Source organism: Pedobacter hiemivivus, from assembly GCF_005144565.1.
Classification (GTDB): Bacteria; Bacteroidota; Bacteroidia; order Sphingobacteriales; family Sphingobacteriaceae; genus Pedobacter; species Pedobacter hiemivivus.
Genome location: NZ_SWDX01000002.1, coordinates 477438 through 503953, shown reverse-complemented (window position 1 = coordinate 503953; position 26516 = coordinate 477438). Strand labels below are relative to the sequence as shown.

The window sequence follows — 26516 nt, the reverse complement described above, 5'->3', positions numbered from 1 at the left end:
AGGCCTACATTTTCGAAGATGGACTGGCATGTCGCTTAGTTGATAGTTTAGATTATTGATGTAAACCGCTTATTGGGTTATCCTGGTTCTGAAGCCAGGGTAACCTTTTTTAAGGGTTCAGGTAGTAAAAGTTTAATTCATTACCATAACCCTCCTTCCTTCGATCTCAAAGTGAACGATTTTTGTCCTTTCCAGCATATCCAGTACATCACTGATATTTGATTTTCGTGAAATAGTTCCTGTAAATCCTTCTAACGTTGGTTTATCTTTATAAACCACTTCTATATCATACCAGCGCGCAATTTTCTGCATCACATCAACAATATTTTCATCGTTGAACCGGAAATACCCATTCTTCCAGGAAACAGCTTCTTCAATGTCAACTATCTGTACATTCAACTGTCCGGCGGTTAATTTAGACTGCTCTCCTGGCAGCAGTACCAGTTCATTATCCTTTCCAGTTACCTTTACACTCCCTTCCAGTAGGGTTGTTTTTATGTAACGGTTAGAAACATAACTATTGATATTGAAATGTGTACCCAATACTTCAACAGTCTGTCCCTCTGATTGTACGACAAAAGGATGCGACTTATCTTTAGCGACTTCAAAGTAGGCTTCTCCACGTAATTCCACTTTCCGATTTTTCCCTTTGAAAACGGAAGGGAATTTCAAACTACTTTCCGCATTGAGCATAACAGTAGTCCCATCCGGTAAAGTCACATTATAAATGCCACCGCGTGGTGTACTAGCGGTCATTTCCAGAGGCACATAGGATTCGACTGCTTCAGGTACAGCAACACGGGTACCGTCACTATAAGCCACTTTTCCGGCCGCTATAACTACTCCATTCTTTGCATCACTTAAATTGATGGTTTTACCACCTGCCAATGTTAGTATCGCAGTGTTTCTACCAGGTGGGATATCCTGCGCCAAAGAAATTTTATCCTTTATACCTCTGTTCTGAATTCTATAAAAATAAAATCCTGATCCCATCACCAATAAAATAGCGGCCACACTTGCGATACGAGGCCATAAACTGATTTTACGGGGTTCATTTAAATAAGCATTCAATGCTTGGAAACCCAAATCATGCTCCTCCTGTATCTCTACAGCACTTAATGTATTCCCCGTTTTATGTTTCAAATACCAACTTTCCACCAAATCCCTTTCCTCAGCACTTGCAGTTCCGTTATTGTATACTTCAATTATTTTTTCAGCTTGCTTAAATTCCATGTTCACGTTAAGCGAAATTTCACGCTATAATGATAAGACACGGCTAAGCAGGCTATAGACTAGACAGTATTTAAAAAAAGTTAAAATAATATAAACAGGATGTTGGCGCCTAGTTTAACACGTAAAATTTTCAAGGCATTATGCACCTGATTACGAACGGTATGCGGCGATAAATTAAGTGCCTCGGCAATTTCATTATGGCTCATCTCCAGCTTACGGCTCATTTCAAAAACAAGGCGCATTTGATCGGGTAAGGCGGCAATTTCCTTTTCAACAAGTAAGGCAAGCTCCTTTTCCCTCAGCTGATCTTCAATCACATTTTCGCCCTGATCTATAAATTCCTGTAATGAAGCAGCAAAATTATCCCTTACCTTTTTATTTCTATACTGGTTTAATACGCGATTTCGAACTGCAGCATAAAGATAGGAAGAAAGACTGGTCATATGAAGTTGCTCCCTGCTAGTCCAGAGGTAAACAAACAATTCCTGTATGATATCTCTTACTTCCTCTCTGTCCGGCAAGCGACGGTAGGCATGGCTATACAAAACGCCCTGATACCTTCTGTAAATCTCGGCAAGCGCAACCTTCTCACCTTTTTTTAACAAAGCAATAAGTTCCAAATCAGTATATGAACTATAAATGGCCATGAAGATTTCCCCTTTTGTAAAATTACTAAAAAATAATATCCTATTATTCATAAGGATAACAAAAAAGCAATTTTATTTCAATGGCAAACGAAAGCAATTATTAAGAATAATTCGCGATCTCGAATGGAAATAACAAAGGGGTATTTGTAAAAACAAATACCCCTTTGTTATATAAATACCTGCTTTATTTACTATGTATCCCCACATATGCCTGATTGGCATTTAGCAGAATCAAATCTGCATAGGCCTGCAAGAACAATTCTGATTGCCCTTCCTTTAGTGCCCTTACCAACAAATCTGCCAATTCAGACATTTCCATTCGTAACTTCACAGCTAATGGAATAAACACATAATCAGACGACCTTTTCGCCATCAAAGCACAGTTGTAATCCTGAGGGTACCGATCCAAAAAGTCCCTATAAAAAAGCTCATTGAACGAAAAAATCCATCCTGTTGAAGGATAAATATCCAGATCAAAAGAAACACCAGATGGTACAAAAACCATACTTTCGCCTTCATCTAACCACATTAAGCGGAAACTAATGGTACTTTGCAACTTTGCGTCGCGCTTATACTCATCCAGGCGATTGATACTTAAAAAATTTAAACTCATTTTTCAGAAATTAGTTGACTACTAGCAAAGTAGTCGCGGTATAGAATGTACACAAATTTGATCAGCATGATTGATAAATCCATACACAGTAGCTAATTTGGAAAAATCTTCCATTAAACACCTTTCAAACAGAATTAAATTCTTTAAAGTGTAACAAAGTATCTATCTGACAGAATTAAAGCTAACTACTTGACAATCTGAACAGAATAGATTTAATTTGCAAAAAACAAGCGTAAAAAACTATGGTTATATGACTACTACAACTTTGGATCAGACTGATCTACAACTTTTACGCCTCATTCAAAAAGATGCCTCGTTGACCAACAAACAACTTGGTTTAAAGCTACATAAAGCCGGAAATACCATTTTCAATCGAGTGGAGCGACTCAAAGAGATCGGCTATATTATTGGTACACTCACCATCATTAACCGAGAAAAACTGGGTGAAATGTTGACCTCCTTCACCTCGATTCAACTGAAAGACCATAGTACCCAGTCCTTAAAAAACTTTGAGCAGGAAGTAGTTAAATTTACCGAAGTAATGGAATGCTATCACATGACAGGAGATTTCGATTTTATCTTAAAAATCGTGGTTAGCAACATGCAGGCTTACAAGGAGTTTGTAGTAAATAGATTAGCCAACCTGCCAGATGTAGGGACTGTGCGTAGCCAGTTTGTGATTAATGAAGCTAAAAGAGAACTGGCCTATACTTTAGAAATGCCCCCATTCCATGCTAATGGACAGTAGATTATTAAGATTAATTCCCAATAAACAATAGTTTTGTCATAGTAATCTAATCTATCTATATTGGTTCATACATTAAATCATTATTTATGCGCTATAAAAAGACGATTACTTTTTCTCTAATATTAGGTACAGTTGTGATGCTAAGTGCTTTTATGCCGCAACAAGAACCTAAACAAGAACCTAAAGCGACAAACCTTAAAGTACTTCCAAAGAACATCAGTCATGATGACCTTGATAAAGTTATGGATGGCTTTAAACTTGCATTAGGTGTAAAATGTAATTACTGCCACTCTCCACGCAAAGACAACCCTAAAAAGCTTGACTTTGCAAGTGATGAAAATCCTAAAAAGGAAATTGCAAGGGATATGATGCGAATGACTAACAAGATCAACAAGAAATATTTCCACGAAAAAGACAAAGAAGGAAAATTAATGAATATTTCTTGTGTAACTTGTCATAACGGAAAAGATGAACCGGTAACAATTAAAATTTAAAAAACGCGCTGCCATAGGGTTGTCAGTGGGCTGTGTTTTCTTTGTATTAGAAAATACATACACCCATAAAAAAATAAGATTATGACAACGACAACCACCACCGAAACTATGCCATTCGTTTCTACAGAAAATTTTTTAAATGAATGGCTAGGCCACCGTCGCCTTACCAGACGTGTAATTGAAGCCTTTCCTGAAGATAAATTATTTGATTACAGCATTGGCGGTATGCGTCCATTTGCTGAGATGATGAAGGAAATTATAGACATCGCAGGTCCTGGTATAAGAGGCATTGCAACCGACAATTGGGAAAACGCAAGTGGCTTTGATCAACATTCTTTAAACAAGGAAGACCGCACTAAGGAAGGCTTACTTAAATTATGGGATCAATCCACCGAAGTGATCATTGCATTTTGGCCAGAGATTTCTGAAGCCCGGTTTCAGGAAGTGGTTTTAGCTTTTGGTCAATATGAAGGGCCTGTTTATTCCACCATTTTATATTTCATCGACAACGAGATTCATCATCGTGCACAGGGTACTGTTTATTTACGCAGCTTAGGCATAGAGCCACCTGCATTTTGGAACAGAGACTAAATTTTATAGGCTCCAATTAGTTCAATCCGCTAAATTGGAGCCTATAATGATTATACTTCTACCATCGCCTTGATCACCCCATTTGCAGGATCAAGCCAACTTTGAAACTCGTCTTTTACTTCAGCAAACTGAACTTTATGTGTGATGTAAGTGGTTGGCTTTACCAAACCCGCTTTCATGGAAGCAATTACATGCTCAAAATCGGTTCTTGTTGCATTTCGACTGCTCATCAAAGTGGCTTCGCGTTTATGAAACTCAGGGTGACTAAAGGAAATGTTTTCTTTCTGCAAGCCAATCAATACAAAACGCGCACCGTGTGCCATATACTGAAAGGCATTATTAATCGCTTTTAAACTTCCTGTAGCATCTATGACTACTGTTGGCATATCACCGTCTGTAATTGCCTGCAATTGCTCTAAAACATCAGAAGCAAGGGCATTCACTACATAAGGTATATTCAACTTATCCTTGCAAAACTGTAAACGTGCATCGTTAATATCCAGCGCAATCACTTTAGCTCCGGCAATTCTGGAAAACTCCATAGTTCCTAAACCTATCGGTCCCGCTCCTATTACCAACACAAATTCATCCTTTTCAATAGCAGCTCTACGCACACCATGGGCTCCAATAGCCAGTGGCTCTACCAATGCCAGTTCATCAAAACTTAAGCCTTCACCATGGATCAGCGTATGTGAAGGAACCGAAAGGTATTCAGCCATTCCACCATCTACATGCACCCCGCAAACTTTAATATCCGTACAGCAGTTTGGCTTGCCTGATCTACAGGCAATACATACGCCACAGTTAAAATAAGGAATAAATGTAACGGTTTCTCCTTTTTCAAAGCCCTCAGCCCCATCAAACTCTTGTAATTCACCAGAAAGTTCGTGACCCAAGATTCTTGGGTAATTAAAAAAAGGTTGTGTACCTTCAAAAGCATGTAAATCCGTACCGCAGATACCGATGCGTTTAATTTTTATAATTGCGTTGCCGGCTGTTAATACAGGTTTTTCACTTGTAGTGTATTCAAATGTACCTGGTGTACTGCAAACGAGTGTCTTCATTTATATCTCTAAAATTATTTCTTCATGAGCTGTTTACCAACCCAGTTCACTAAATCTTGTCCAGCTTTAAAATTATCGTATTCAGCAGGCAATTTTCTTCCATCTACATACTCATTGTACAACCATGGATCGCCAATAACAAATACAGCACCTTTACCTAGTTTGGCCACAGCCATCATATTATTTCCATCCTTATCTTTAAGCACGGGTTTAGCCGGCGCCACTAGTTTTAACGTACTATACTCCTTTATGTACAATTGTTGCGAAGTTTTAAAAAGCTCATTGCCAACAGGAACAATTGCCTTGCCCATTTCGAACTTATTGCCAACTACTCTGCCCTTGCTGTCTTTGTTGAATTGAACACCGAAGTTCTTAGCCAGCTGGTTAAAATGATCAAATTCTACATTTCCGGTATCGTTCCCCATCAATATCAAGATACCACCTGCTTTAACCCAGTCCGTAATATTCTTAATGTCATTGGCAGCAATAAAATTCGGCTTAGCGGTTTCTTTTTCCGTATCGGGATCTACGATGATGTATACTGAAGCCTTTTTAAGATTTGTAGCTGTAGGCGCATTGTACAAGGCTGAAGTTTTAAAACCTGCATTGTTAAATTGCTCTCCCCACATAGAAAAACCTCCGTTGGACATTTCTTCCCATTTGTAATGCCATGAAACCACATTACCGCTTTGATCTTTCTTCGTTTCATGATTAAAATACGAATCCAACATGACTGTTTTCCCTAAACCTGATTTAGGCATAGCTGCAATCTCCATTTCGTTGATCGCCTTTAAAAAAGCGCCAACACCTTTTGGATCATTGGTGATTACTTTTTCGCTTAAATAATAAGCATAACTACCATCACGATAAGGTTTACCACCCAAACCAGATACAGTAACTGTACCTTTAAGGTTCACCATGTTCTCCGCACGTTGTTCAACAAATTCCTGTTGCATCCCTTTGTAACCTTTATCAGCGACTGCAAAGTACGATTGTGGTAAGTATTGCATTCTTACACCTTTAGCAATAGCATACACAAACATAGCGGAAGCTGAGGACTCAAAGTAATTACCTTTATCATTTGGACGGTCTAAAATATCGTACCATACACCCGTTTTATTGTTTTGTACACTTTTGATAGCAACGGCCAATCGGTTCAAAATATTAATCAATTCCTTTCTTTGCGGATGATCCTTAGGGAAATTATCCAATGCATCTACCAGTGCCATCGCATACCAGCCCATTGCTCTGGCCCAAATATGTGGCGATAAACCTGTTTTTGGATCAGCCCAACGCTCTACTTTTGATTCATCCCAGCCATGGTACAACAATCCAGTCTTTGTATCCCTGGCATTTTTCTCCATAAAGATGAATTGGTTCGCAATGTCATCAAAGGCCGCTTTATTATTAATTAATGCTGCATACTCCGCATAAAAAGGCTGTCCCATGTACAAGCCATCCAGCCACATCTGGTTAGGATATATTTTTTTGTGCCAGAAACCGCCTTCTTTTGTTCTCGGGTGTTTTTGCAATTGCTCCCATAGTGTAGTTGCTGCCTTAAAATATTTCTGTTGTCCGGTTACTTTATAAAGATCGAGTAAAACCGTACCGTTTTTTACGTTATCAATGTTAAAATGATCCTGGCTATAAGTATCTATAACTCCTTCTGCAGAAATAAACTGATCCATTTTATCTTGAACGTATTTGAAGTATACCGCATTACCGGTTCTTCTCCAGATCTCGTTCATTCCATCTTGAACAACTCCATCATCATACGACCATTTTTTGGATCTTTCCTTCCATACTTCCATTACCGTAGCTGCCATCTGATCAGATAAAGGCTTAGCCTTTGTATTGGCATTTTGTGCATTAGCCTGTGGTGCCAACATGACAAAGGCTATTAAGCTAAATATAAGAGGTCTCATTTTCATACATGTGTGTTATAAATGGTTTCAATACAAGTCTACATAGTTTTAAACAGTGATTTTAGTAAAGTCTGCAAAATAAATACGCAATCGTTGCCAAAACCTTATTTTACTAAAATCACGATATCTTTCCTTCTCGATTCGGGGATTACTTTTAACAATTCTACCTTTCCATTCTTCCATACGGCCTCTACTGTGGTTTGATGAGGGGCATGCAATTTAAAATGGACATCCCATTCTTTAGGCCATGCCGGGAATAAGAAAATCTTTTCCTTATGGGTTTGCAATAGCATTTCCTGTAAACCAATCATTCCTGATCCGCCCCAGTTATGGTCGGGCACCCAATCAAATCCAGGTCCCCAAAATGCAGGAAACCTTCTGCCCGAATCTTTTAATTTTAACAGGGTGAATTCCGCGGCTTCTTTTACGAGCCCTAGCCTTGCTGCAAAAATATTATCCTGCTTCCAACCCACATGGCTCTTAAATTTCAGCACATCGGTATCGTATTTAAAAGTGTTGATAGCGGTATCCAATCCGGGTTTGCCAACTCCATAAATCCCCCATGGATAAACAGGGTATAATTGAGGACTTTCCGTATTATTTACTCGTTCCCATACTTTCGCCGGAGCAATCGTCGGATGTCCATCAAACTCCCTAAAGCTAATTGGTGGAATACGTTTTAACATTGCGGCCCATGTTTCCCTTTGTGCTTCAGAGCCACCTTTGAGCTCCAGTAAACGCCCCAATACGGTTTTCAATGCGGCAATGGTTGATGTGGCATTGTAAGCCATCTTATAGGTCTCTGCTGCAGATCCGGGGTACAAAACCAAATGGCCATTGCCATCCAGTGCTTTGCTACCCCTTTGTCTAGCCAAATAGCTGTAATGGGTATCAAAAAAATTAAGACAACTTTCTATAAATGGAAGGTATGGTTTTACATCTTTTCCCGCATAGCTTTCCGTCTCCAGCATCATCATACAAAACTCAAGTACAGTATCCCATTCGTATTCCAGCCAGGCATTGTATTCCATACCTTTATCATACCCTGCAGGTCTCTTCCAGCCATACTCAGCTGGATTTGGCAAGCCAAAGTTCTCTAATTGCTCCGTAAAACCAGCCCCTTTATGACCCCAATAAAATTCGCTTCGCAGCTCTGCATTGCGCAATAGATTAGTATAGAAATCAAATTGCGGCTTCATCATTTCGGCATCCCCACTTTTCAGCATTGGCCAGTATACCAATCGTTGGTTTTGTGCGGTATGTGTTCCTCCACCCCAGTTTCTAAAATCAGGTGTATATTTTAACGTTGAATCTACCAATCTTGGGTCGTAGGTGAACAGACCACCGTTAAATTTAGTGGGATAAGCTCCAAAAGCATTACAGCCCAACATATAACGAAATAACTGATAGTTCTTTCCTGCTTGTGCAACTAAGGGCTGCTGTTGGCTACTCATTTCAATAAAGCTACGTTCCCAATAGTTCTTCCACCAGTTTTTACTGCTTTCAAAAGCAGGTTTAGTTTTAATTGCAGTAGCTGCTATTTTTCTTAGTTCGCTTTCCCAAGTGTTGATATATGGGGTTTGAGCAGTATGTAAAGTAATTGCAATATTTATGGTATTTGAGGCCTTGGTATTTTTAAGTTTCCAACCTTTAAATGGGGTGCCTGAATAGCTCCCGGTATATGTTCCTCCCGGGATCAAGCCATCTCCTTGCATTGAGCCTCCAAATACCAGGTGCTTTAGCGGATTAAACAACTTATCTTTAACGCTGTCCATTCCTTGCTGCGTTACCGTAACATCAAAAACAGAAAAGTCTTTGTTCTGATGGAAAAACAGCAATCCATTATTCTTAAATGCTATGCTGTCTTTAAAGGTTTTTACCTCGCCCTGCGGTGCCCATTTATAGGAGTTTTGGTTGTTTTCTTTTCCTTTGGTTAAGCGATCTTCATTTCTCCAGCTTTCAAAAGCCGCCTCAGCAAAAGTCTTCTGGTTACTTTTCAATTCAAGATGAACGATGGGTTTAAAAACATCAACCCAAATTTTCACTTCCGTCTGCAATCCTGCTTTTGTACCAGTCACTTTTACATAGCCTTCTTTTAAAACCAACTCTTGCTTAAAAGTACTGCCTGCGTCGAAAGGATTTGGGCTTAACTTCAATCTTACTCGTCCCATTTTTAACAAAGTATTGTTTTCGTCGAAGGTTCCGCTTCTGGAGATGTAAAAAAGTAGTTCTCCTTTTTCCACCCAGATATTCATCCCAATATCACCGCCGCCGCAAGGCATAGAACCAGCAGCGTTTTCACTCTGACTGTTCCATACCAGATTAGCCTCAACTTGCTTATTTTGTGCTTGCGCAGTCCATAAACAGCTGGATAATATTATCCAAATAAAAAGAAGTTTACTTTTCCCAGTCATCCGTTCTAAATGAGGAAACTGGTAAACCTTCATTTCCATACAAATCGCCAATTACAAAATCTTTAAAAGCATAACGCACCGCTACCGGAGCTTTAACAGCGTCAGATGAAACCGTTACGCTGCTTCCCGAAAGCACTGCCTTTGCCGGATAAAACACCTTATCCTCCCCAGCAATTTCAAACTCCGACAAAGGCTTTCCAAATGAGGTAAGTCCATTTGATGCATTCTGAAATTTTAGGATTGCCGAACCATCTATAACAGTCATAGATTCATAATCAGGACTGGCATAACTAAAACCTTTAACGCCATAAGTATTGCCCAATGCCAGGTAAGCTAATCGTACTCCTCCCTTTTCTTTATCTGCCGGATGAATATTACGTTCTTCACCAATGTCCATTAGCACTGCCATCCCCGAATTGGATATTTTGGAAATGGATTTCCGTTGTACATCTCTGATAAATGCTGAGTTAAATTCCTTACCCATCTGAGTTGCCGGGTCTTTTACATATTTAAAAGGTGCAATTTGTGCATAGTAAAATGGAAACTCGCCCATTCCCCATACATTTCGCCATTCCTTAACCATTGCAGGAAATAAATCTCCATATCTATCCGGTCGGGTCTGATTAGATTCTCCCTGGTACCAAATCGCCCCACGGATACCGTAACCAATAGCAGGATACAACATTCCATTGTATAGCGTAGTTGGTGTGCGACTTACCTCTTTAATCGCATCTCCTTTTGATGGAATTTTAACTTCAGGAAAAGACTTTAACAATTCGGGTGACATCCATGCTTCTATTGTTGAACCGCCATAACTATCGTTAATCAGTCCAACTGGAACGTTAAGCATTTCACTCAATAATTTACCAAAATAATAAGCGGTAGCACTAAAGTTAGACACAGCTTCTGGTCCAGCAAGCTTCCAGTCGGACGGTTTACTATTGTCTTGCCTTTCCGTTATAGATGATCTTGGCACAGTATACAATCGAATCTGAGAATTGGAAGATTTTAAAATGGCTTCATTTGATCCTAAAATAGGCTGACTTTTAAACCCTTTCATCGGCATCTCCATATTCGATTGTCCGCCGCAAAACCAAACCTCACCAATCAAAATATCTTTTAAGGTAAGCGCAATACCATCACTTATACTTATTTCATAAGGGCCACCTGCTTTTGGAGTCGCTATTTTCAGCTTCCATTTGCCGTTGGCATCCGCTTTTATTGTATATTTCTTTTTATCCCATGATGGAATTAAAGTAACACCACTACCTGCATTAGCCCAACCCCATATCGCAACATCAGCTTTCTGCTGAAGTACCATGTGGTCCGTAAAAATAGAGGCCGGTTTTATGGCTGCAAAAGATGAACCTACAAAAAAGGCAAGGAACAAAACCGTTGTTCCTGATCTTGAAATAATGGTTTTAAGCTTCTTCATATATTTTTTGAATTGATTTTTCTAGTTCTTCTTCTTTTAGCGCCTGTCTTCTCCAGTAATTAGCTAGGATTGACCCGGAAATGTTCATCCATGGACTAAATACGGCTGCCGCAAGTCCAACGGTTCCCAATTTACCCATGGAACCTGCTAAACCTGAAGCCATACCTCCATTCTGCAAACCTACTTCGAAGGCGACGGTCCTTGATGATCTCTTATCCAGACCAAATATCCGGCTTAACAAATAACCAAAAAGGTAACCAGCTCCATTATGGATCACAGATGCAAGAAACAAAATAAAACCGACTTTTAACAGGTTATCTCTACCGGCTGCAGTTGTAACTGTTGTAAAATAAACGATACCGAACATAGAAATATAAGGCATCAGCTGATCCAGATTATTAAATTTCAATGTAAATAAGTGATAAATCAATCCTACAAGAAATGCGCCTGCAAAAAAGCTCAGGATCTCAACAGATTCCATACACTCAGTAGAAAAGACACGTTCAAGCCCGCTCCACATTCCCAAAGGTAAAGTCAGCAACCAAAGCACACATACCGCAGCAATCAGTTTAATCCGCTTCCAACCTTTTGGCGTTGCCCGTTTCAAATAATCATGAACCAGTGCCGCACCGATAGGAACGATCACAATCTTAATGATCTCCATCATCATATTGAAGAATTTAATCTCAATCAGCGTACCCGCCAGTAATTTCATCAGCAACGGCGTCAGAAATGGCGCGATCAGCGTGGCCATTGCGGTAACAGCAACCGATAATACGAGATTTGCACGAGCAATATAAACCATCACATTAGAGGCTAAGCCACTAGAACAGGAACCGATTAAGATGATTCCCGCTGCAATTTCAGTTTCAAAATGAAACACACGTGTCAACATATACCCCATTAATGGCATAATGGTAAAATGACACAACAAGCCAATTACCACCCCTTTTCCTGTGCTACCCAAGCCAGTAAAATCGCGAAGGCTCATGTGTATTCCCATACCAAACATCACCATTTGTACCACCACGAGGATGAGCCATTTGTTACGGAGGTCAAACTCGCCCCATTTCAGAAAAGCAGCAGGATAAATCATTCCTGCAACTACAGCAGTAATGATCCAGGCGGTATACTGGTAATTTTTTAAGGTTTCCAGCGCGCCAATTCCTATAGCGACTGTTACTGCCATCACGACTGCAGCGGGTTGCCATAGTGCAGGATCTGATCTAAAAAGACCAACCAACAGCACTACGAATGCAATCAGCGCAAACAGCAGGCATAATCTGCGAAAATTATACATGATGTCCTATTTAAATAAACCTGCAATGTGTTGAATGGCAAGAGCCGGACTTGCAAGTATTGGAATACGTTTTTCCGCATCAGGCAATCCATCAACCACGCGCGACATAGAAGCTTGTGCAAGTACAATTACATCAACTTTTGCAGAAAGTTCGATCAATGCTTTAGCCACCATTTCATCATGCTTTTCAGGCTGTCCGCCCATTAAAGCTTCAAATGCGCCTTCACATAATATAGACGTTAACTCTATTTCTTTACCTGCAATTGCTGCACGGCGTTTAACAAGGTCACTTGTTGGGCCAAGTGTAGTAGGCAATGTTGCGATCACTCCAATTCTTTTACCTGTTTTCACGGCAAGATCGGCCATAGGTTGATCTACTCTTAAAACTGGAACACTAGTTAAACCAGCAGCGGCTTCGATGGCTGCACCTATAGAAGAGCAAGTAACCAGAATAAAATCTGCCCCGGCAGCTTCTGCTGAGGCGACATGATCTACTACCCTTCTGGAAGTTAATTTTGTCAGTTCATTGCGACTAATGACATCTTTAATCAGACTATCATCTACTATATTAAATACATTTACGCCAGGTAGATAATCACTGCAAAGTTTCTGAAAAACAGGAACCAACGTAGCTGAGGTATGAACAAGTCCGAGTGTTTTAGTTTTCATATTTTAGGTTATATTAGGTTAATGTTAAAAAATCTTCTTTTCCGACCTGTCCCCCTTTAAAGACTAGCTGTAAGTGGTCAACAGCAGATCCGGGGGCATAAGCAAGGCACAAAGGCGCTCCGGGCGAGAGTGGGGCAATCATCTCAACGGCTTCTATCCCCATTGCCCTGGCCGCATAACTTGAAGTATCCCCACCGGCAATAATGATTCTTTTAAGCTCAGTTTTTTCTGCCGTTAACCTTGCAATCTGACCAAGCAGCTGACCATACAATTGTGCTGTGGCAGTCTTACCAAAGCCTTTCTCTTTAAATATTTTATCAGTATCGCCCACACGGGGATCATCATTACCCAGACTAGTATGAACCAAAGGTTTTTTCCCTTCATTGATTAATCCGATAGCTTTCTGCGCATACTTTTCAGCTGCAGCCTTGATAAAGCCTGTTTCCATAAAAAGATCAGCCTCAGTCGCCTGGCTTGCTAACGTTACTGTATCAATCGGCAATTCTGTAAAACCATGATTCAAGGCGTAACGGATCTGTTCGGAAGTTACCGAAGAACAACTTCCTGAGACAACCAATATAGGCCCATCGGCTTTAATAAGTTTCCATTCTTTCTGTTCCTGTAATACCCCCCTCTCCTGCCAGTGATTTCCCAGAGCCATTTCTATAGCTGACGATCCTGCAGAGAAAACAATTTGTTCATCGCCCGCTTGTCCGTCTATCAGCTGTCCGACACTTTTAAGATCTTCTTCTATGAGCGCATCAAATAATACGATTTCATATGTCGAAAAATCCGGATTGAAAGCCTGTTCCTGGTATTTATGGAGCTCAAGAATGTTAAACAACCCTATATTTTTATCTGTTTGTTTGCCAAGATGTAAACGAATATCGCTTTCATCGGCCGGCGTTGTTGGATGATTTCGCATAGAGGGATGCCTATCCAGACGATAAATTTCCCCTTCAGTTCCTATGCCCATGCGGGCGAAAAGGTTGCCAAATAAGCCATACCGTCCCAGATGTGGTGCTGCTGCCAGCAATGGAACAACCGCCGTTTTAAATACAGATGCACCAATATCAATTGCCTTACCAATGCTACCAATAGCTGGCGATGAATCGAAGGTTGAGCAAACTTTATAGTGCACGTGACGCGGGTTGAGTTTCTGCAATGCGGTAAAAGCAGGCCTTAGCACTACTTCCATTTCAACTGGCGAAAGTGTACGACTCTTACCTGCTACACCAATAGCTTGCAATCCTGGGTAACGCGATAGTTGCGCTGTGGAGGGGGCTTCAATAAACAAGACTGTTTTGATACCAGCTCTACTTAAAAATTCCAGTGCATCCGTTGATCCGGTAAAATCATCCCCGTAAAAAGCAATAAGTAAGCGGTTATTTTCCATGTTTCCCTTACGGTTATTTTTTACCAAATACAGATACGGAATGACCAAACTCCAGGTATTTTGACGCAGCTTCGGCTACAGACAAACCATCAACTGCTGCCTGCCAGGCTTGTTGCAAGGCAACGACTCCACCAGCTGGTCCATCAGGATGAGCCATAATACCGCCGCCAGCCATATACAGCAAATCGACAGTTTTAGTGCGTCGATAAGTTTCAGGTGCCTGGCCTCCCCATTGTCCGGAAGACACCACCGGCAATACCGAATAGCCACCTAACAAGGGCGTCAGACAAGCTTCAATAGATTTAACTACTGAATCATCTGATTCCCAGAACTTATTCTGAATCCCATTGACATGAATCTGATCTACACCTGCCAATCTCCATAATTTCTGGTAAGCCGGAAATTCGATCCCCAGTAAAGGATGACGATTGAGCATGCCCCAGCCATTGCGGTGACCATGTATCGCTAGTTCTCCCATATCTCCTATTTTCTTTACGCCAGACAGCCCCACACTATTCAGGCTAATCATTACAGAAGTTCCTCCAGATTGGAGTACCTTTTCATAATTGCGCTGCATCCGGTCGATATCATCACTGATATTAAAGGCATACATCACCTTTTTACCAGTTTGATCCGCATGTCTATTGATCACATCCATTACCGCATCCACACGCATATCGAATGGAGAATTGGCAGAAGAGCCTAATAATTCATCATCCTTCACAAAGTCAATACCAGCCTTTGCCAATGTGTTAACCAGCTCAGCTGTTTGTTCGGGTGTCATACCGATACTCGGCTTAATGATCGTACCAATCAATGGTCTACCATAAACTCCTGTCAGCTTCCTACACCCCTCAATGCCAAACTTTGGTCCTTTATAAGCATTGGCATAAGAGGCCGGCAGTTCTAGATCCATAAGTTTTAGACCGGTAAACTGGGTTAGTTCGTAAAGATTCCCCTGTAAAGTTGATACCAAAACAGGCAGGTTATAACCAAAATTCTCTACGGACCAGGATACCTCTATCATGGCTCGCTGGTATTTTCCTCCCGAGGAAAGCACACCCGGAATAGCAGGGCTATCTGCCACATCCATAAGAGTGATATTTTCTACTCTAGCGGCGAAACGTTGTTTCAATTCCTCGGTCTCACCAGGAACGGCAATAAAAGTTCCCGACGACTGCTCTCCGGCCAATACCTGAGCTGATTTTTCAAGATCAAGTGGTGTTTCTATATAATATTTTGCAGTTACTCTTTCCATTTCTCTTGTTCTTATCTACTTACGGGTAACCAAACTGACATTTCCGAACGCCCACGGTTGCCCCAGGCGAAGTAAGGCACCAACCTAATCGGCGTAGTGGTATTTGATTCATTGAGTGGACGATATAACACATTTTTCCAGTCTTTATTCTCAATAAGCTGCGCATTACCTTCCAGACTCATCATGTTTGCTCCATCAATTTGAATAGGGCTGGCCTTTAAATCAATTTTAGCTGGTATAAAGACATTAAAGATTCTTTTACCAGGCAAATCCTGAGATTCCAGGCAATAAACTACAGGTCCCCTTTTAACTGCTACCTGGTTCCTTGTTTCTTCCACAAGCGGATTTGACTCTACCAATTGCGCTTCCATAGGCAATACCAGTTCTACCTGATCACCGGCTTTCCATCTACGGTTCAATTCCGCATAAGTCCCTGGTGTTAATACCAGGTTTTCAGTTTGTCCATTTACCTTTAAAGTCGCATTAGATGTCCAGCCCGGAATACGGAAAAACATGGAATAAGGCTTATTACCAGTTGCTTTAACACTAATCTTGATGTTGCCATCCCATGGGTAATTAGTTTCCTGAACAAGGCTAACTTTCGATCCATCACTTAAGCTGGTCTGAATGGTATTACCACCATAAAGATTGAACCACAAACCTTTATCAGAAATACTATAGGCATAATCACTAACCTCTGCAATGGTACGGACTACATTTGGCGGGCAACAATTTGACAAACCAATGTAAGGCACTCGCTCTTTTGACCAACGTTGTTTAAAAGGCAGATCATCAGAGTAGCTTAAAGGATTGGTGTATAAAAATTTCTTACCGTCCAGACTAATACCTGAAAGTACACTATTGTGTAAAGCCAGCTCCATTACATCAGCATATTTTGCATCACCACTGATTTGCAGCATTCTCCAGTTCCATAATACATTACCAATATTGGCACAAGTTTCATTATGAGCCGTGAAGTTTGGCAACTGATAATCCCTACCGAAAGCCTGGTGGATCTTTTGAACCTCGGCGGGGTTGTAGGATGTCCCATCTGGAGAAGTACCATCATATAAAGAGCCACAGCCTCCTGTGATGTACATCTTGTGCTGGTTTACATCATCCCACATCAAATTCAAGGTATGCATCAGGGAATCGTTACCAGTTTCCGCATATAAATCAGCTACACCGGCGTAGAGATAATTTGCTCTTACCGCATGTCCCATTGCTTTAGTTTGTTGTAAAAAAGGTATCCGATCTTGATTGTCATCTGTACCATCTTCAATTTTACCTTTAATGGCAATCAGGTGTTTAGCCAATTCCAGATATCGTGGTTCTTTAGTAGTTCGGTACATTTCAATTACCCCCATGTAATGAGAGGGACAGATGGCATTTCTGGCCAATGCTGGGGATGCCTTTTGGTAAAAATTGTACAGATATTCTGTTGCTTTTTTAGCGACTTCCAATAAATTGGTTTTCCCCGTGGCTCGATAATGCACGCAAGCAGCAGTCATTAAATGGCCAATATTGTAAGCTTCAAAACTCAACCTATCCTGAAACTGATTGTTTGAGCCCGTTTTACGCTGTTCAATCATTGCCTTTGTGTAGATATAGCCATCTTCCCGCTGTGATTTTGCAATTACGGCAATGGCCTTATCCATCTTAGCTTCCAATTTCTTATCATGAGTTGAAGCATACATACTAGCCATGGCTTCTAGTGTTTTATAGTAATCACCATCATGAAAAGAAGGACCTTTATGTGACCCGGTATCCAGTCCGGCAGCAATTTCAAAATTCTTAAAAGCATGACTGATGTGCTCATCGTTATAGATGTCCCACATATTTGGCACCATAGTTTCCCTGGCTACCTTAAATCGGTCAGCCCAGAAACCTTTTGTCCAATTCACATCCTTCATATTCGGACTGTGCAGTTTAGCGTGACTACTTTGTTTTGTGTTAACCAGGCTTTTGTCCTGTGCATAACTCATCTGTACCGAAAAAAGCAACGCAGAGATGATAAATATCCTTTTCATGGTTTATATTTTGGTTTTTATGATTCGGTTAATAGTATCTACTTAATAGTCTGGATCGTTACCGGCCCCAGTAATCCAGCTTTTAGCAAAGGTTTACCTTCCAGGCGGTAAGGCGCCGTAGTTTTTGTAATCCGTTTATTTTCAGGCAAGCGTTGATCGCCAATTAAACGGTTTGCCCAGGTATTACTCAGTTCGATACTGATCTGGTTGTTGCCGTTACGAAGCGCTTTACTGATCTCCACACGATATGGCGGCGTCCAAACTATCCCACAAGAAATATTGTTGACTTTCACATCAGCAATATTAGCAACTGCGCCTAAATCAAGCCATACTTGATCAGTTTTCTTTGACTTGATATTTATGTTTTTGTTATAGGTTGCTGTACCCGAATAATAACGGATTAAGGAATCTTGATTCAAACTCCAATCGGTTAAATCCTTAAAAAGCACGGGTTTCGAAGGGCCACCATATTGAGGATCAAAGGTCACTTGCCAATCCTTATCCAATACCTGAGTGGTCGTAAATTCCGACCAATTGTTTGTCCCTTCAACAGAATGAGCCGGGTTAGCATTGCGATCAAAAATTACAAATACCGATGCATTAGGCTCCAGTTTAACCTGTAATTCCAATCTTCCATCCACAACAGACCAGTTCTTCACTTTCCAGGTTTCACCCGAAACCGCATCATAAAACTCGGGTGCAGTTTTCAGATCAGCAATACGAAATGAAAGATCTAGCAAACGTTCTTTATCCAACTGATTTGCAATAAAATAAATATCTTTATCAACAGTATTTCTGTGGGCATATGCTATGTATTTTGCATAAACATTTTGTCCTGCCTCTACAATATGCAAATCACGATCAAGTCCTAATTGTTTAAATGTCTCTCCCTGATAAGGGCCGATAATCACCTGACCATCGCCATTTTTTCCTGGCTTCCATAATTCATCAACTACCTTTTTAAATTCAATTTCTGCAACCTGTCTTAAGCCCGACTGATAAAGTGGCTTTTCATTCAACAGAACCGTTGCACCTGCTTTTACCAAAACCAGCAATTGCTTTACAGTTTCAAAATTCATGTACTGGTAGTTTGGATTCATAGCCGTTTTACCAGGGATAACCAATATGGCATAACTTGCCCCAGATGCAAAAACTACTTTATTATTTTTAACTACTGCGGTACTTAGCACATCAGGATTAAAAGAATCGTAAGCATATCCCCGTAAAGGGTTAACCCAGTTTTCAGGATCAGCCATATTTGCGGAATGGCTTACTCCCATCGGTTTTATCCTCAAAGGCTCACCAACATTCATCAACCGTTTTTGCTCATTATCTACTACGTCTTTTCCAAAAACACCTGGTAAAACGGACACCAATCGATCAGGTAATACTGATCTACGAGGAATCTCATCGCCAGTAAAAACTGCGATATCTATTACCGGATTTCCCTGTTGTAATAATGTCTGAGCACGTTCTGCATAATCTACCCATGCTTTGCCTGGCTTCCACCAAGTCTGATCACGTTGAAAGTATAAACCCACACCATCCAGTGTCATCCCCGGTTTCCGATCCATCCATGGATTATGGGTAAACACGTGGTAAACCATCTTATTGATGCCCAGCGCATAATTCCTGTCTTGTAAAGTTTTCATATTACCGGGATGCTCACTCCAGTCCATACGTACCGTAGTAAATGCTTCTGCCTGAATAATATTTTTACCATAAATATGAGCACCAGAAATCGCATCCATCATGTCATTGGGCTTATCATGAGTCGGGCTATTTAACCAGAACTCACCCATTGGCACATCCACAGTTTTATAATGCATTAGGCCATCGCTAACCATGGTTGGTGCAACACTCTCTGCTGTAAAGGCTACTTTCTTTTCCTTAGCCAGCGCAGCCAGTGTTTTATAGAACTGATCTACTACCAGTTCAGCAATTGTTCTACGTAAATCGTAAAGAAAACCTTCAGAAACAGCTGCATTTTGCACTGGAATGCCAGCCATTACGGGTAGATAAGGCATCATATCGTACCCTCTCCGTTTCTTAAATTCTGCGGCAAATAAAGGCGACCAGTTTTGGCTGCCGCATTCCCAGCTATCTACATGAAATACGCTCAAAACTTTCGAGGCAATCTCAGGACCACCATGCTTTAAAGCTTCTCCATACCAGCTGTCAAACTGTAATTTCACCGCTACTGGGTTAAACTTATCACTCTCCAAACCTATTCCTCCGCCACCTGTGGCATTTTTATGCCCAGTAGAGGTATGCCCGATTCTCAGTATCGTCCAATTTCCTTTAGGCGCTTTCCAGTTTAAACTACCATCCGCATTTAATTTACTGGTCAGATCTATGATCTTATTTAAAGGCACACAAAGCCGATCTGGGAGCTGAGCTGCAGTACTACGTTTACTGATTCTCCATACCTCAGCAGCCTTTCCCTCGTATTGATTGATTCTTGGTTCGGCAGAAAGTTCCAAATTAACCAGTTTTAAAGATGGTTTCCATTTCGCTGCATCAAGGTCTTCTGCCCCCGGCTCAGATCCTTTTTTATCATATACAAAGCGATAATACTTTGCCGTAACCGGAACTAGGGTATGCGTTACGTCGGCATCTGTATCTTGCCAGCCATGACGTGGCGGCTCTAATCGCCCTACAGACCTAAACACCTTTCCATCATCACTCACCTGAACTTCCAGTCGCTCTGCCTGATAGTTATTCCCACTAGTTCGAACTGTAATAGTACGTGTGGTAAAGGGTTGCGCAAAGGCATACTGAATCCAACAAGGTTCATTACTGCCAAAGCTCTTTTTATTACCAGGCACTACCAATCCACTCGCATCAATACCATTACTTGTCGTAACAATTGGAACAATAGTTTGTGTAGATATACCTGCGCCTTCTGGTGAACGATAAGCATACACCGCAATGTCTTTATAATAACCCGCAATAGTTTCGGGCTGTGCTAACTTAATCTGACCAGAAGTTGCTCCCTTGATATTCAATTGAGTAGACACAACTTTCTGCATAGATAACTCAGGTGTAATCCATGGTCCACCTGCCAGGGCAAAACCGTCACTCACATGCATCCCCAGCTTTAGATCTAGGCGTTTAGCTTCATCCATAGCAAACTTTACCATGGTCCACCATTGCGGACTCAGTTGTTCTGCTGGAGGCGTAAATATTGGTGGATTAGCTGCACCTTTAATTGGCATCAGGTATGCACCACCTATTCCAGCGGCTTTCATAGCCTCCAAATCTGCGGTAATACCAGGTTTAGAAACACCTGCCTGCATCCAGTACCAGAACACCCAGGGTTTAGTTGTTTCTTTTTGCTGGGCATAAACAGGCATTACTGCCAGGATACACCAGATTATAAAAACAAACAAGATCCCTTTTCTTTTAAAACTCATATCTTAATTTCTATTTATGGGCAATTTTGTACCCCTTTAATCCAAAATATAAGATGATCAGATAGCAAACCAATGGAATACTGTAACCGATCTGAATATTATCTCCGTTAAAATCAATCAGCGTCCCCATAGCATAAGGAAGGATTGCGCCCCCCACTATCGACATGATCAGCCAGGAAGAACCAGGTTTGGTATCGTCACCAATACCATCAATCCCTAGGGCGAATATAGTCGGGAACATAATAGACATAAAGAAACCAAGACCACCCAATGCATATACTACATATGCTCCGTCTCCAAAAATGGCAACAATGCTAAGTAGAGCTGAGATTACGGCATAAATTGCCAATAGTTTGTTTGATGAGATATAGCGAAGTAATAACGTTCCAACAAAACGTCCAACTAGAAATAATGTACCATAAAGGCCTAAATAATAGAGTGCAGTATATTCGTCAAATCCACCTGCTTGTTGTGCAGCCCGAATAAAAAAACTTGTTACACATACTTGAGCGCCTACATAAAAAAACTGAGCAATCACTGCCCATCTTAAATGCTTGTGTTTTAAGGCGCCTAAGAAACTACCTTTTGAAATACCATCTTTACTTATGGTTTTCACTTCAGGCAGCTTCATAAAATAAAATAGTAAGGCTACAGAAACCAAAACAGTTCCTAAGATAATGTATGGAGTCTTTACAGTTGCAGCTTCCGTCAGGAAGTAATTGTTTCTAACAGTATCTGTCATTGCTGCCAGTTCATCTTGTGTATGGGATTTTCCTGAAAGGATAAATCGCCCAACAATGGTAGCTAATGGTGCCGCCAAACCATTGAATGTAGCAGCAAGATTAAGCCTCCAGGCCGCCTTATCTGGACTTCCCAATATAGCGGCATAAGGGTTCGCTGACGTTTCCAGTAGGGTTAAGCCACAGCCAATAATAAAAAGTGCAGTTAGAAAAGTGAGGTATGATAGGTTGTTTGCTGCCGGAACAAATAGAAATGCACCAAAAGCAAAGGCTAATAAACCTGTAATCATAGTGGATTTATACCCCCATTTTTTAAGGATCATGCCTGCCGGAATGGCCATTAAGAAGTAAGCCAGGAAAACTGACGTATCAATTAAGGTGGATTCTCTATTGTTGAGATTACAGGCTTTTTTTAAATGCGGGATGAGTATCGAATCGAGGTTATGTGCCATTCCCCACAAGAAGAATAAGCTTACAACAAGAATAAATGGCACTAGATACTTTTTACCTGTGGCTGTATCTCCTTTGTTACCCGCTGCCGGATCTATTAAGACAATTGCTTCCGCTTCTGTAATGTGGTTCATATGTTAATTTTAGGTTGGTTCTTGATAGGGTTATTTCTTTTTCACGAGCAGTAGGTGATCACAGACTAGTACCACTTCTCCATGCTGGTTTTTAATTTCTACATGCTCTGTTATTGTTCCGTATTCCGGTTTTTTAGCTTCGGCTTTCTCCGAGATAGTAATCTCTGAATGAATGGTATCTCCAATAAATACCGGTTTTACAAAGCGAAGGCGGTCGTAACCTTTAGAAAAAGCTTCAGGGTTAATCTCCGATGCCGTTAACCCAATGCCGATGCTAAATATCATTGTTCCATGGGCAATTCTATGTTTAAAAGGTTGAGTTTTACACCATTCTTCGTCCATATGGTGCGGAAAAAAGTCTCCTGTATGGCCTGCATGAACTACAAAATCTGTTTCTGTAATGGTACGTCCCAATGTTACCCTTTTCTCTCCTAACTGGTAATCTTCAAAAAATATTGATTTAAAATACATTGCTCTTTTATTAATTTTTCAACTGCTCGCTTACCTTTACCCCACCTTTGTCGCTGGATAGGTAAGCACTTTCTACTACTGCCATCGTATTGATCACATCTTCCACACTGGTATGGAGAATATCAGATGAGCCTTCCTTATATCGCATTAAACTTGCCATCGTCCCTATAAATGCCTCTGGAAACCAGGAACCTTCCAGTTCTACCTGCTTCCATTCTGGGGCTTTACCCGCTTCAATCAGGCAATATTCAAACACATCAGGAATGCCGTGCGGATAATCCATGAGTAAACCTACGTTTGCCTTAATCGCACCCTTTGTCCCCTCCCATTTGATGAAACACTCCTGATTATGGGGACCAAAATCATGGTCATGATTGGTATTAATCACTGCGTGCATGGTATCTCCGTAATCCATTAAAATGGTAGAACGTGAAGATGAAAGTGCTTTAGCAGGATGCTTTAAAGTCTTCGCCATTACTGTTTCCGGATCCCCTAAAAAAGAACGGAGCATGTCAACATAATGGATACTATGGTAAAGAATTTCCAGGCGAGGATGGACCATCACATGCGGAAAAATCTCCCAAGGTGTTTTAATGGTCACACGAACTTCCATATCATAAAGCTCGCCAATCATGCCCTGCTCTATCATATATCTCGCTGCACTTACAAAAGGTGCAAAACGAAGCTGGAAGTTAATGGCTGCTATCAATTTTTTCTTCCTACATAACTCCAGTATCTCTTTAGCCTGATCAAAATTGTCGCCCATCGGCTTCTGGATCAGCACTGCCACTCCATCTGGTAATTGTGCTAAAACCTCCAGATACTGTTCAGGCATAATGGTCAGGTCGTACACCGTATTTTCAGGTGCATTTGCTACTGCTTCTGCCACCGAATCATAAACATGAGGAATTTGAAAATCCTCAGCCAATTTCTCCGCTTTTGCTCTCGTCCGGTTTACAATTCCATGAACTGTAAAACCTGCCTTCCTATAAGCAGGAAGATGGGCATCAGCCACAATACCACCAGCACCAATAATAATAATGGGTTGGTTGGTTTCAGGTAGCTGAGGTTGATATATGATGTCCATATAGGTCTACTTGTCTATTAAATTAATTTTATCCTGAGCCTTTTTTACAATTTCAGCAACAGGTAGTTCTGAATTTACAGTGCTCAGTACCATTTCATCAATTAAAGATGCGATGTCTGCCCAATTGTGCTTCTGCGGTAGTGTTTTAGCAGATTCGTGCAATTGTTCCAGTTTATGGTAATAAGGAACAATCTGGTTTACTTCTTCGTCTTTCCAGGTCGAAATCCGACAACCAATCCCGCCCTCAAGGGTTAGCAGTTTATCATTTTCTTCATTTACAGCAAACCGGATAAAATCGTAAGCTGTTTGTTTATGCTTACTACCAGCCCCTACAGTATACAACCAGTAAACATTTAAAGATGCTGATTTGCTACCCGAAGAAACTGGTAACAAGCCAACTTCTACCTTCCCTTTTACCGCAGAGGCCGAATCTACCTCACAAACAGAGGCAAAGCCAAACCAGTTGATCATCATCGCCACCTCACCCCTTGCAAATGCCGCACCTGCTTGCACAGAGTCAAAACTTACTGAGCCAGGATGTACTGCGTTTTTATCTTTAATGATTTCTCGGTAAAATTCAAGTCCTTCGATAGCTTGCGGAGTATTTACGTTAACCCTGTCTTGCTCGTCCACAAGCGTTCCGCCTCGGCTCCACAATTGCAGACAAAAATCAAATACAGTATTGTGTCCGTCAGGATAACAGGCAAATACGCTTCCATATAAGTTTTGCTCCGGACGGTTAAAGAACTGGGCTACCTGTTGGAAATCAGCCCATGTTTGGGGCACGACTAACGCCCTCCCATATTGTTCTAAATAGTTTTTTTGTGCATCTGGATCATCAAACAGGTCCTTTCTATAGATCAGACATTCTGGCCCATCATGAAATGGCAATCCAACAATAGCCTCTTCAAATTGCTGTGAAGCCAATAAGGAATTGCTCCATCCTTGTGGAAATGCTGAAGGAGATTTTGCGGCTATAAAAGGTTTCAAATCCTCAAAAGCACCACTGGTATATCCTTCATAAAGCCAATCCGTATTGATGTGTGCAACATCCCAATCTCCATTTTTAAGGCCATTTTGCACTAGTGTAGTTTCATGAAGTTCATGCAAATCCAGGGGTACCAGTTCAGCCTTCAATTCACAACCGGAATTAAGACAATATTGATCCCATACTTTTTGCATGGCAGATTCAAAGGGGCCAAACTTGCGTACGGCTATTCTGAATACTTCATTTTTACTCATGGATACTTGATTTTACATTAATAAACTGGCGGATGATCTGTTCATTATCCTGTCCCAATTTAGGTGAACCTTTGGCGGAAGTTAGCAATTCTCCATCAATCCTAATCGGACATCTTGTAGTTTGATACTGATAACCATCGTTCATTTTCACCTCCTGAATCATATTTAAGGCTTTAAAACCCTCATGATCTATCAGTTGCTTCCAGTTCAGTACATCTGCACACCATATGTCTGCAGGCTCTAAAATCGCCAACCATTTTTCCGTAGTCCCAGTTAGCAAGTGATCTGCGAGAATAGGTTTAATCTCATCACGTTTATCAAAAGCTTCTGCTGGATCTGTATATTTCTTTAATTCGTCACAACCCAATAAATCAGCTAAAACCGGTATCGAGCCCATCGCCAGTGCGATGTATCCACCCTCAGTTTTATAAATACCGTACGGAGCACCCAAATAGGCATTTGCATTGTTCTTCGCTGTCCGTTCTGGAAGGATCTCTCCTTCATTCATAAAAGTGGTAATGGTTTCAAACTGAAAATCATAAGCCGACTCGATCATACTCACCTGTACCAAGGCCCCTACTTTACTCGTTATTTTGCGGAACAAACAGGCTAAAATACCCTGTGCCAAGTGCGAACCGGCGAGCATATCTACAATAGATAAGCCCATTGCGACAGGCCCACTATCTGCATTACCACTTAACCAGGTTAAGCCGGTAACAGATTGCAACAACAAGTCTTGCCCAGGTTTCCCTTTACCGTCAACTTCTGCCCCATAGCCAGAAAGTTCTGCATAAATAATTTCGGGGTTAATTTCTTGTACAGATCCGTAATCAAAGCCCAATCTTTCCATCACACCCGGACGAAAGTTATGGATCATCACATCAGCCTTTGCCAACAGTTCACGTACCATTTGGCAATCTTGTTCGTCCTTTAAGTTTACTTCAAAACTTTCTTTATTGCGGTTGATGGCATGAAATACGGAAGATTCTCCGTTCATGATCACATTAGACGTATATAAAGTACGACAAATATCGCCAACACCTAACCGCTCTATTTTAATTACCCTTGCACCCATATCGGCCAATCGCAGACTTGCAGAAGGGCCCGACAGAAACTGGCTAAAATCAACTACTAAATATTCTTCAAGGGGTTTCATATA

At 41.0% G+C, this 26516-nt stretch carries 21 protein-coding genes; 3 read left to right on the top strand and 18 right to left on the bottom strand.

The features are described from left to right. Positions 1-132: 132 nt before the first annotated feature. The 3 genes from FBD94_RS05660 to FBD94_RS05650 form a co-directional block, all read right to left on the bottom strand. Positions 133-1233 carry a FecR family protein gene (locus FBD94_RS05660; RefSeq protein WP_131606406.1) on the bottom strand — a complete coding sequence of 367 codons (1101 nt, stop codon included), beginning with the start codon at positions 1231-1233 and terminating at the stop codon, positions 133-135. A gap of 80 nt (positions 1234-1313) precedes the next feature. Further along, positions 1314-1880 carry an RNA polymerase sigma factor gene (locus FBD94_RS05655; RefSeq protein WP_131606408.1) on the bottom strand — a complete coding sequence of 189 codons (567 nt, stop codon included), beginning with the start codon at positions 1878-1880 and terminating at the stop codon, positions 1314-1316. A 184-nt stretch (positions 1881-2064) separates the two neighbouring features. Next, complete coding sequence (locus tag FBD94_RS05650) at positions 2065-2493, bottom strand: hypothetical protein (RefSeq protein ID WP_131606410.1); 429 nt, start codon at positions 2491-2493, stop codon at positions 2065-2067. Between the two features lie 250 nt (positions 2494-2743). Here FBD94_RS05650 and FBD94_RS05645 point away from each other — a divergent pair, with 250 nt between their 5' ends. The 3 genes from FBD94_RS05645 (at position 2744) to FBD94_RS05635 (ending at position 4326) form a co-directional block, all read left to right on the top strand. Beyond that, complete coding sequence (locus FBD94_RS05645) at positions 2744-3241, top strand: Lrp/AsnC family transcriptional regulator (RefSeq protein WP_131606412.1); 498 nt, start codon at positions 2744-2746, stop codon at positions 3239-3241. 86 nt (positions 3242-3327) lie between these two features. Beyond that, entirely contained in the window at positions 3328-3735 is a 408-nt protein-coding gene (locus tag FBD94_RS05640; RefSeq protein WP_136879430.1) for a c-type cytochrome, read from the top strand. 81 nt (positions 3736-3816) lie between these two features. Further along, positions 3817-4326, top strand: coding sequence for a DinB family protein (locus FBD94_RS05635; RefSeq protein ID WP_131606414.1), 510 nt, complete (start codon positions 3817-3819; stop codon positions 4324-4326). A gap of 50 nt (positions 4327-4376) precedes the next feature. On the opposite strand, the gene FBD94_RS05630 is transcribed toward FBD94_RS05635, so the two are convergent. The 15 genes from FBD94_RS05630 to FBD94_RS05560 all read right to left on the bottom strand — a co-directional run bounded on the left by FBD94_RS05630 (position 4377) and on the right by FBD94_RS05560 (position 26513). Beyond that, positions 4377-5390 (bottom strand): zinc-binding alcohol dehydrogenase family protein, encoded by a 1014-nt coding sequence (locus FBD94_RS05630; protein WP_131606416.1) that lies wholly within the window; start codon positions 5388-5390, stop codon positions 4377-4379. Between the two features lie 14 nt (positions 5391-5404). Further along, on the bottom strand, positions 5405-7315 hold the full coding sequence (locus FBD94_RS05625; protein WP_136879669.1) for a glycoside hydrolase family 88/105 protein: 1911 nt from the start codon (positions 7313-7315) through the stop codon (positions 5405-5407). 104 nt (positions 7316-7419) lie between these two features. Continuing rightward, positions 7420-9768, bottom strand: coding sequence for a DUF5703 domain-containing protein (locus FBD94_RS05620; RefSeq protein WP_235884382.1), 2349 nt, complete (start codon positions 9766-9768; stop codon positions 7420-7422). Further along, a complete protein-coding gene (locus FBD94_RS05615) occupies positions 9713-11164 on the bottom strand; it encodes a sialate O-acetylesterase (RefSeq protein WP_131606420.1) in 1452 nt (483 codons plus the stop codon). Before FBD94_RS05615 ends, FBD94_RS05620 begins: the two co-directional genes overlap by 56 nt. Next, the gene (locus FBD94_RS05610; RefSeq protein ID WP_131606422.1) at positions 11151-12464 is read right to left on the bottom strand and encodes a bile acid:sodium symporter family protein; all 1314 of its coding nucleotides are present in this window, start codon (positions 12462-12464) and stop codon (positions 11151-11153) included. Before FBD94_RS05610 ends, FBD94_RS05615 begins: the two co-directional genes overlap by 14 nt. 6 nt (positions 12465-12470) lie before the next feature. Further along, on the bottom strand, positions 12471-13133 hold the full coding sequence (locus tag FBD94_RS05605; protein ID WP_131606424.1) for an aspartate/glutamate racemase family protein: 663 nt from the start codon (positions 13131-13133) through the stop codon (positions 12471-12473). Between the two features lie 13 nt (positions 13134-13146). Next, on the bottom strand, positions 13147-14529 hold the full coding sequence (locus FBD94_RS05600) for a four-carbon acid sugar kinase family protein (protein ID WP_131606426.1): 1383 nt from the start codon (positions 14527-14529) through the stop codon (positions 13147-13149). 13 nt (positions 14530-14542) lie between these two features. Continuing rightward, the gene (locus FBD94_RS05595) at positions 14543-15787 is read right to left on the bottom strand and encodes a ribulose-bisphosphate carboxylase large subunit family protein (protein WP_131606428.1); all 1245 of its coding nucleotides are present in this window, start codon (positions 15785-15787) and stop codon (positions 14543-14545) included. Positions 15788-15798: 11 nt separating this feature from the next. Beyond that, complete coding sequence (locus FBD94_RS05590) at positions 15799-17817, bottom strand: aceric acid hydrolase (protein WP_131606430.1); 2019 nt, start codon at positions 17815-17817, stop codon at positions 15799-15801. A 38-nt stretch (positions 17818-17855) separates the two neighbouring features. Continuing rightward, positions 17856-21233, bottom strand: a complete 3378-nt coding sequence (locus FBD94_RS05585) for a glycosyl hydrolase (protein ID WP_136879429.1) — start codon at positions 21231-21233, stop codon at positions 17856-17858. A gap of 10 nt (positions 21234-21243) precedes the next feature. Beyond that, positions 21244-22557 (bottom strand): L-fucose:H+ symporter permease, encoded by a 1314-nt coding sequence (fucP, locus tag FBD94_RS05580; RefSeq protein WP_131606434.1) that lies wholly within the window; start codon positions 22555-22557, stop codon positions 21244-21246. A gap of 30 nt (positions 22558-22587) precedes the next feature. Beyond that, positions 22588-23028, bottom strand: a complete 441-nt coding sequence (locus FBD94_RS05575) for a MaoC family dehydratase (protein WP_131606436.1) — start codon at positions 23026-23028, stop codon at positions 22588-22590. A 10-nt stretch (positions 23029-23038) separates the two neighbouring features. Continuing rightward, positions 23039-24115: a Gfo/Idh/MocA family protein gene (locus FBD94_RS05570; RefSeq protein WP_131606438.1), complete on the bottom strand. Its 1077-nt coding sequence runs from the start codon at positions 24113-24115 to the stop codon at positions 23039-23041. A gap of 6 nt (positions 24116-24121) precedes the next feature. Beyond that, positions 24122-25357 carry an extracellular solute-binding protein gene (locus tag FBD94_RS05565; protein ID WP_136879428.1) on the bottom strand — a complete coding sequence of 412 codons (1236 nt, stop codon included), beginning with the start codon at positions 25355-25357 and terminating at the stop codon, positions 24122-24124. After that, positions 25350-26513 (bottom strand): CaiB/BaiF CoA transferase family protein, encoded by a 1164-nt coding sequence (locus tag FBD94_RS05560; RefSeq protein ID WP_131606442.1) that lies wholly within the window; start codon positions 26511-26513, stop codon positions 25350-25352. Before FBD94_RS05560 ends, FBD94_RS05565 begins: the two co-directional genes overlap by 8 nt. Positions 26514-26516 lie beyond the last annotated feature (3 nt).

What these genes read in the sequence shown, in the direction of transcription:
- FBD94_RS05660 (WP_131606406.1), bottom strand. Translation starts at nt 1,233, where the DNA reads ATGGAATTTAAGCAAGCTGAAAAAATAATTGAAGTATACAATAACGGA.
- FBD94_RS05655 (WP_131606408.1), bottom strand. Translation starts at nt 1,880, where the DNA reads ATGGCCATTTATAGTTCATATACTGATTTGGAACTTATTGCTTTGTTA.
- FBD94_RS05650 (WP_131606410.1), bottom strand. Translation starts at nt 2,493, where the DNA reads ATGAGTTTAAATTTTTTAAGTATCAATCGCCTGGATGAGTATAAGCGC.
- FBD94_RS05645 (WP_131606412.1), top strand. Translation starts at nt 2,744, where the DNA reads ATGACTACTACAACTTTGGATCAGACTGATCTACAACTTTTACGCCTC.
- FBD94_RS05640 (WP_136879430.1), top strand. Translation starts at nt 3,328, where the DNA reads ATGCGCTATAAAAAGACGATTACTTTTTCTCTAATATTAGGTACAGTT.
- FBD94_RS05635 (WP_131606414.1), top strand. Translation starts at nt 3,817, where the DNA reads ATGACAACGACAACCACCACCGAAACTATGCCATTCGTTTCTACAGAA.
- FBD94_RS05630 (WP_131606416.1), bottom strand. Translation starts at nt 5,390, where the DNA reads ATGAAGACACTCGTTTGCAGTACACCAGGTACATTTGAATACACTACA.
- FBD94_RS05625 (WP_136879669.1), bottom strand. Translation starts at nt 7,315, where the DNA reads ATGAGACCTCTTATATTTAGCTTAATAGCCTTTGTCATGTTGGCACCA.
- FBD94_RS05620 (WP_235884382.1), bottom strand. Translation starts at nt 9,768, where the DNA reads ATGGAAATGAAGGTTTACCAGTTTCCTCATTTAGAACGGATGACTGGG.
- FBD94_RS05615 (WP_131606420.1), bottom strand. Translation starts at nt 11,164, where the DNA reads ATGAAGAAGCTTAAAACCATTATTTCAAGATCAGGAACAACGGTTTTG.
- FBD94_RS05610 (WP_131606422.1), bottom strand. Translation starts at nt 12,464, where the DNA reads ATGTATAATTTTCGCAGATTATGCCTGCTGTTTGCGCTGATTGCATTC.
- FBD94_RS05605 (WP_131606424.1), bottom strand. Translation starts at nt 13,133, where the DNA reads ATGAAAACTAAAACACTCGGACTTGTTCATACCTCAGCTACGTTGGTT.
- FBD94_RS05600 (WP_131606426.1), bottom strand. Translation starts at nt 14,529, where the DNA reads ATGGAAAATAACCGCTTACTTATTGCTTTTTACGGGGATGATTTTACC.
- FBD94_RS05595 (WP_131606428.1), bottom strand. Translation starts at nt 15,787, where the DNA reads ATGGAAAGAGTAACTGCAAAATATTATATAGAAACACCACTTGATCTT.
- FBD94_RS05590 (WP_131606430.1), bottom strand. Translation starts at nt 17,817, where the DNA reads ATGAAAAGGATATTTATCATCTCTGCGTTGCTTTTTTCGGTACAGATG.
- FBD94_RS05585 (WP_136879429.1), bottom strand. Translation starts at nt 21,233, where the DNA reads ATGAGTTTTAAAAGAAAAGGGATCTTGTTTGTTTTTATAATCTGGTGT.
- fucP (WP_131606434.1), bottom strand. Translation starts at nt 22,557, where the DNA reads ATGAACCACATTACAGAAGCGGAAGCAATTGTCTTAATAGATCCGGCA.
- FBD94_RS05575 (WP_131606436.1), bottom strand. Translation starts at nt 23,028, where the DNA reads ATGTATTTTAAATCAATATTTTTTGAAGATTACCAGTTAGGAGAGAAA.
- FBD94_RS05570 (WP_131606438.1), bottom strand. Translation starts at nt 24,115, where the DNA reads ATGGACATCATATATCAACCTCAGCTACCTGAAACCAACCAACCCATT.
- FBD94_RS05565 (WP_136879428.1), bottom strand. Translation starts at nt 25,357, where the DNA reads ATGAGTAAAAATGAAGTATTCAGAATAGCCGTACGCAAGTTTGGCCCC.
- FBD94_RS05560 (WP_131606442.1), bottom strand. Translation starts at nt 26,513, where the DNA reads ATGAAACCCCTTGAAGAATATTTAGTAGTTGATTTTAGCCAGTTTCTG.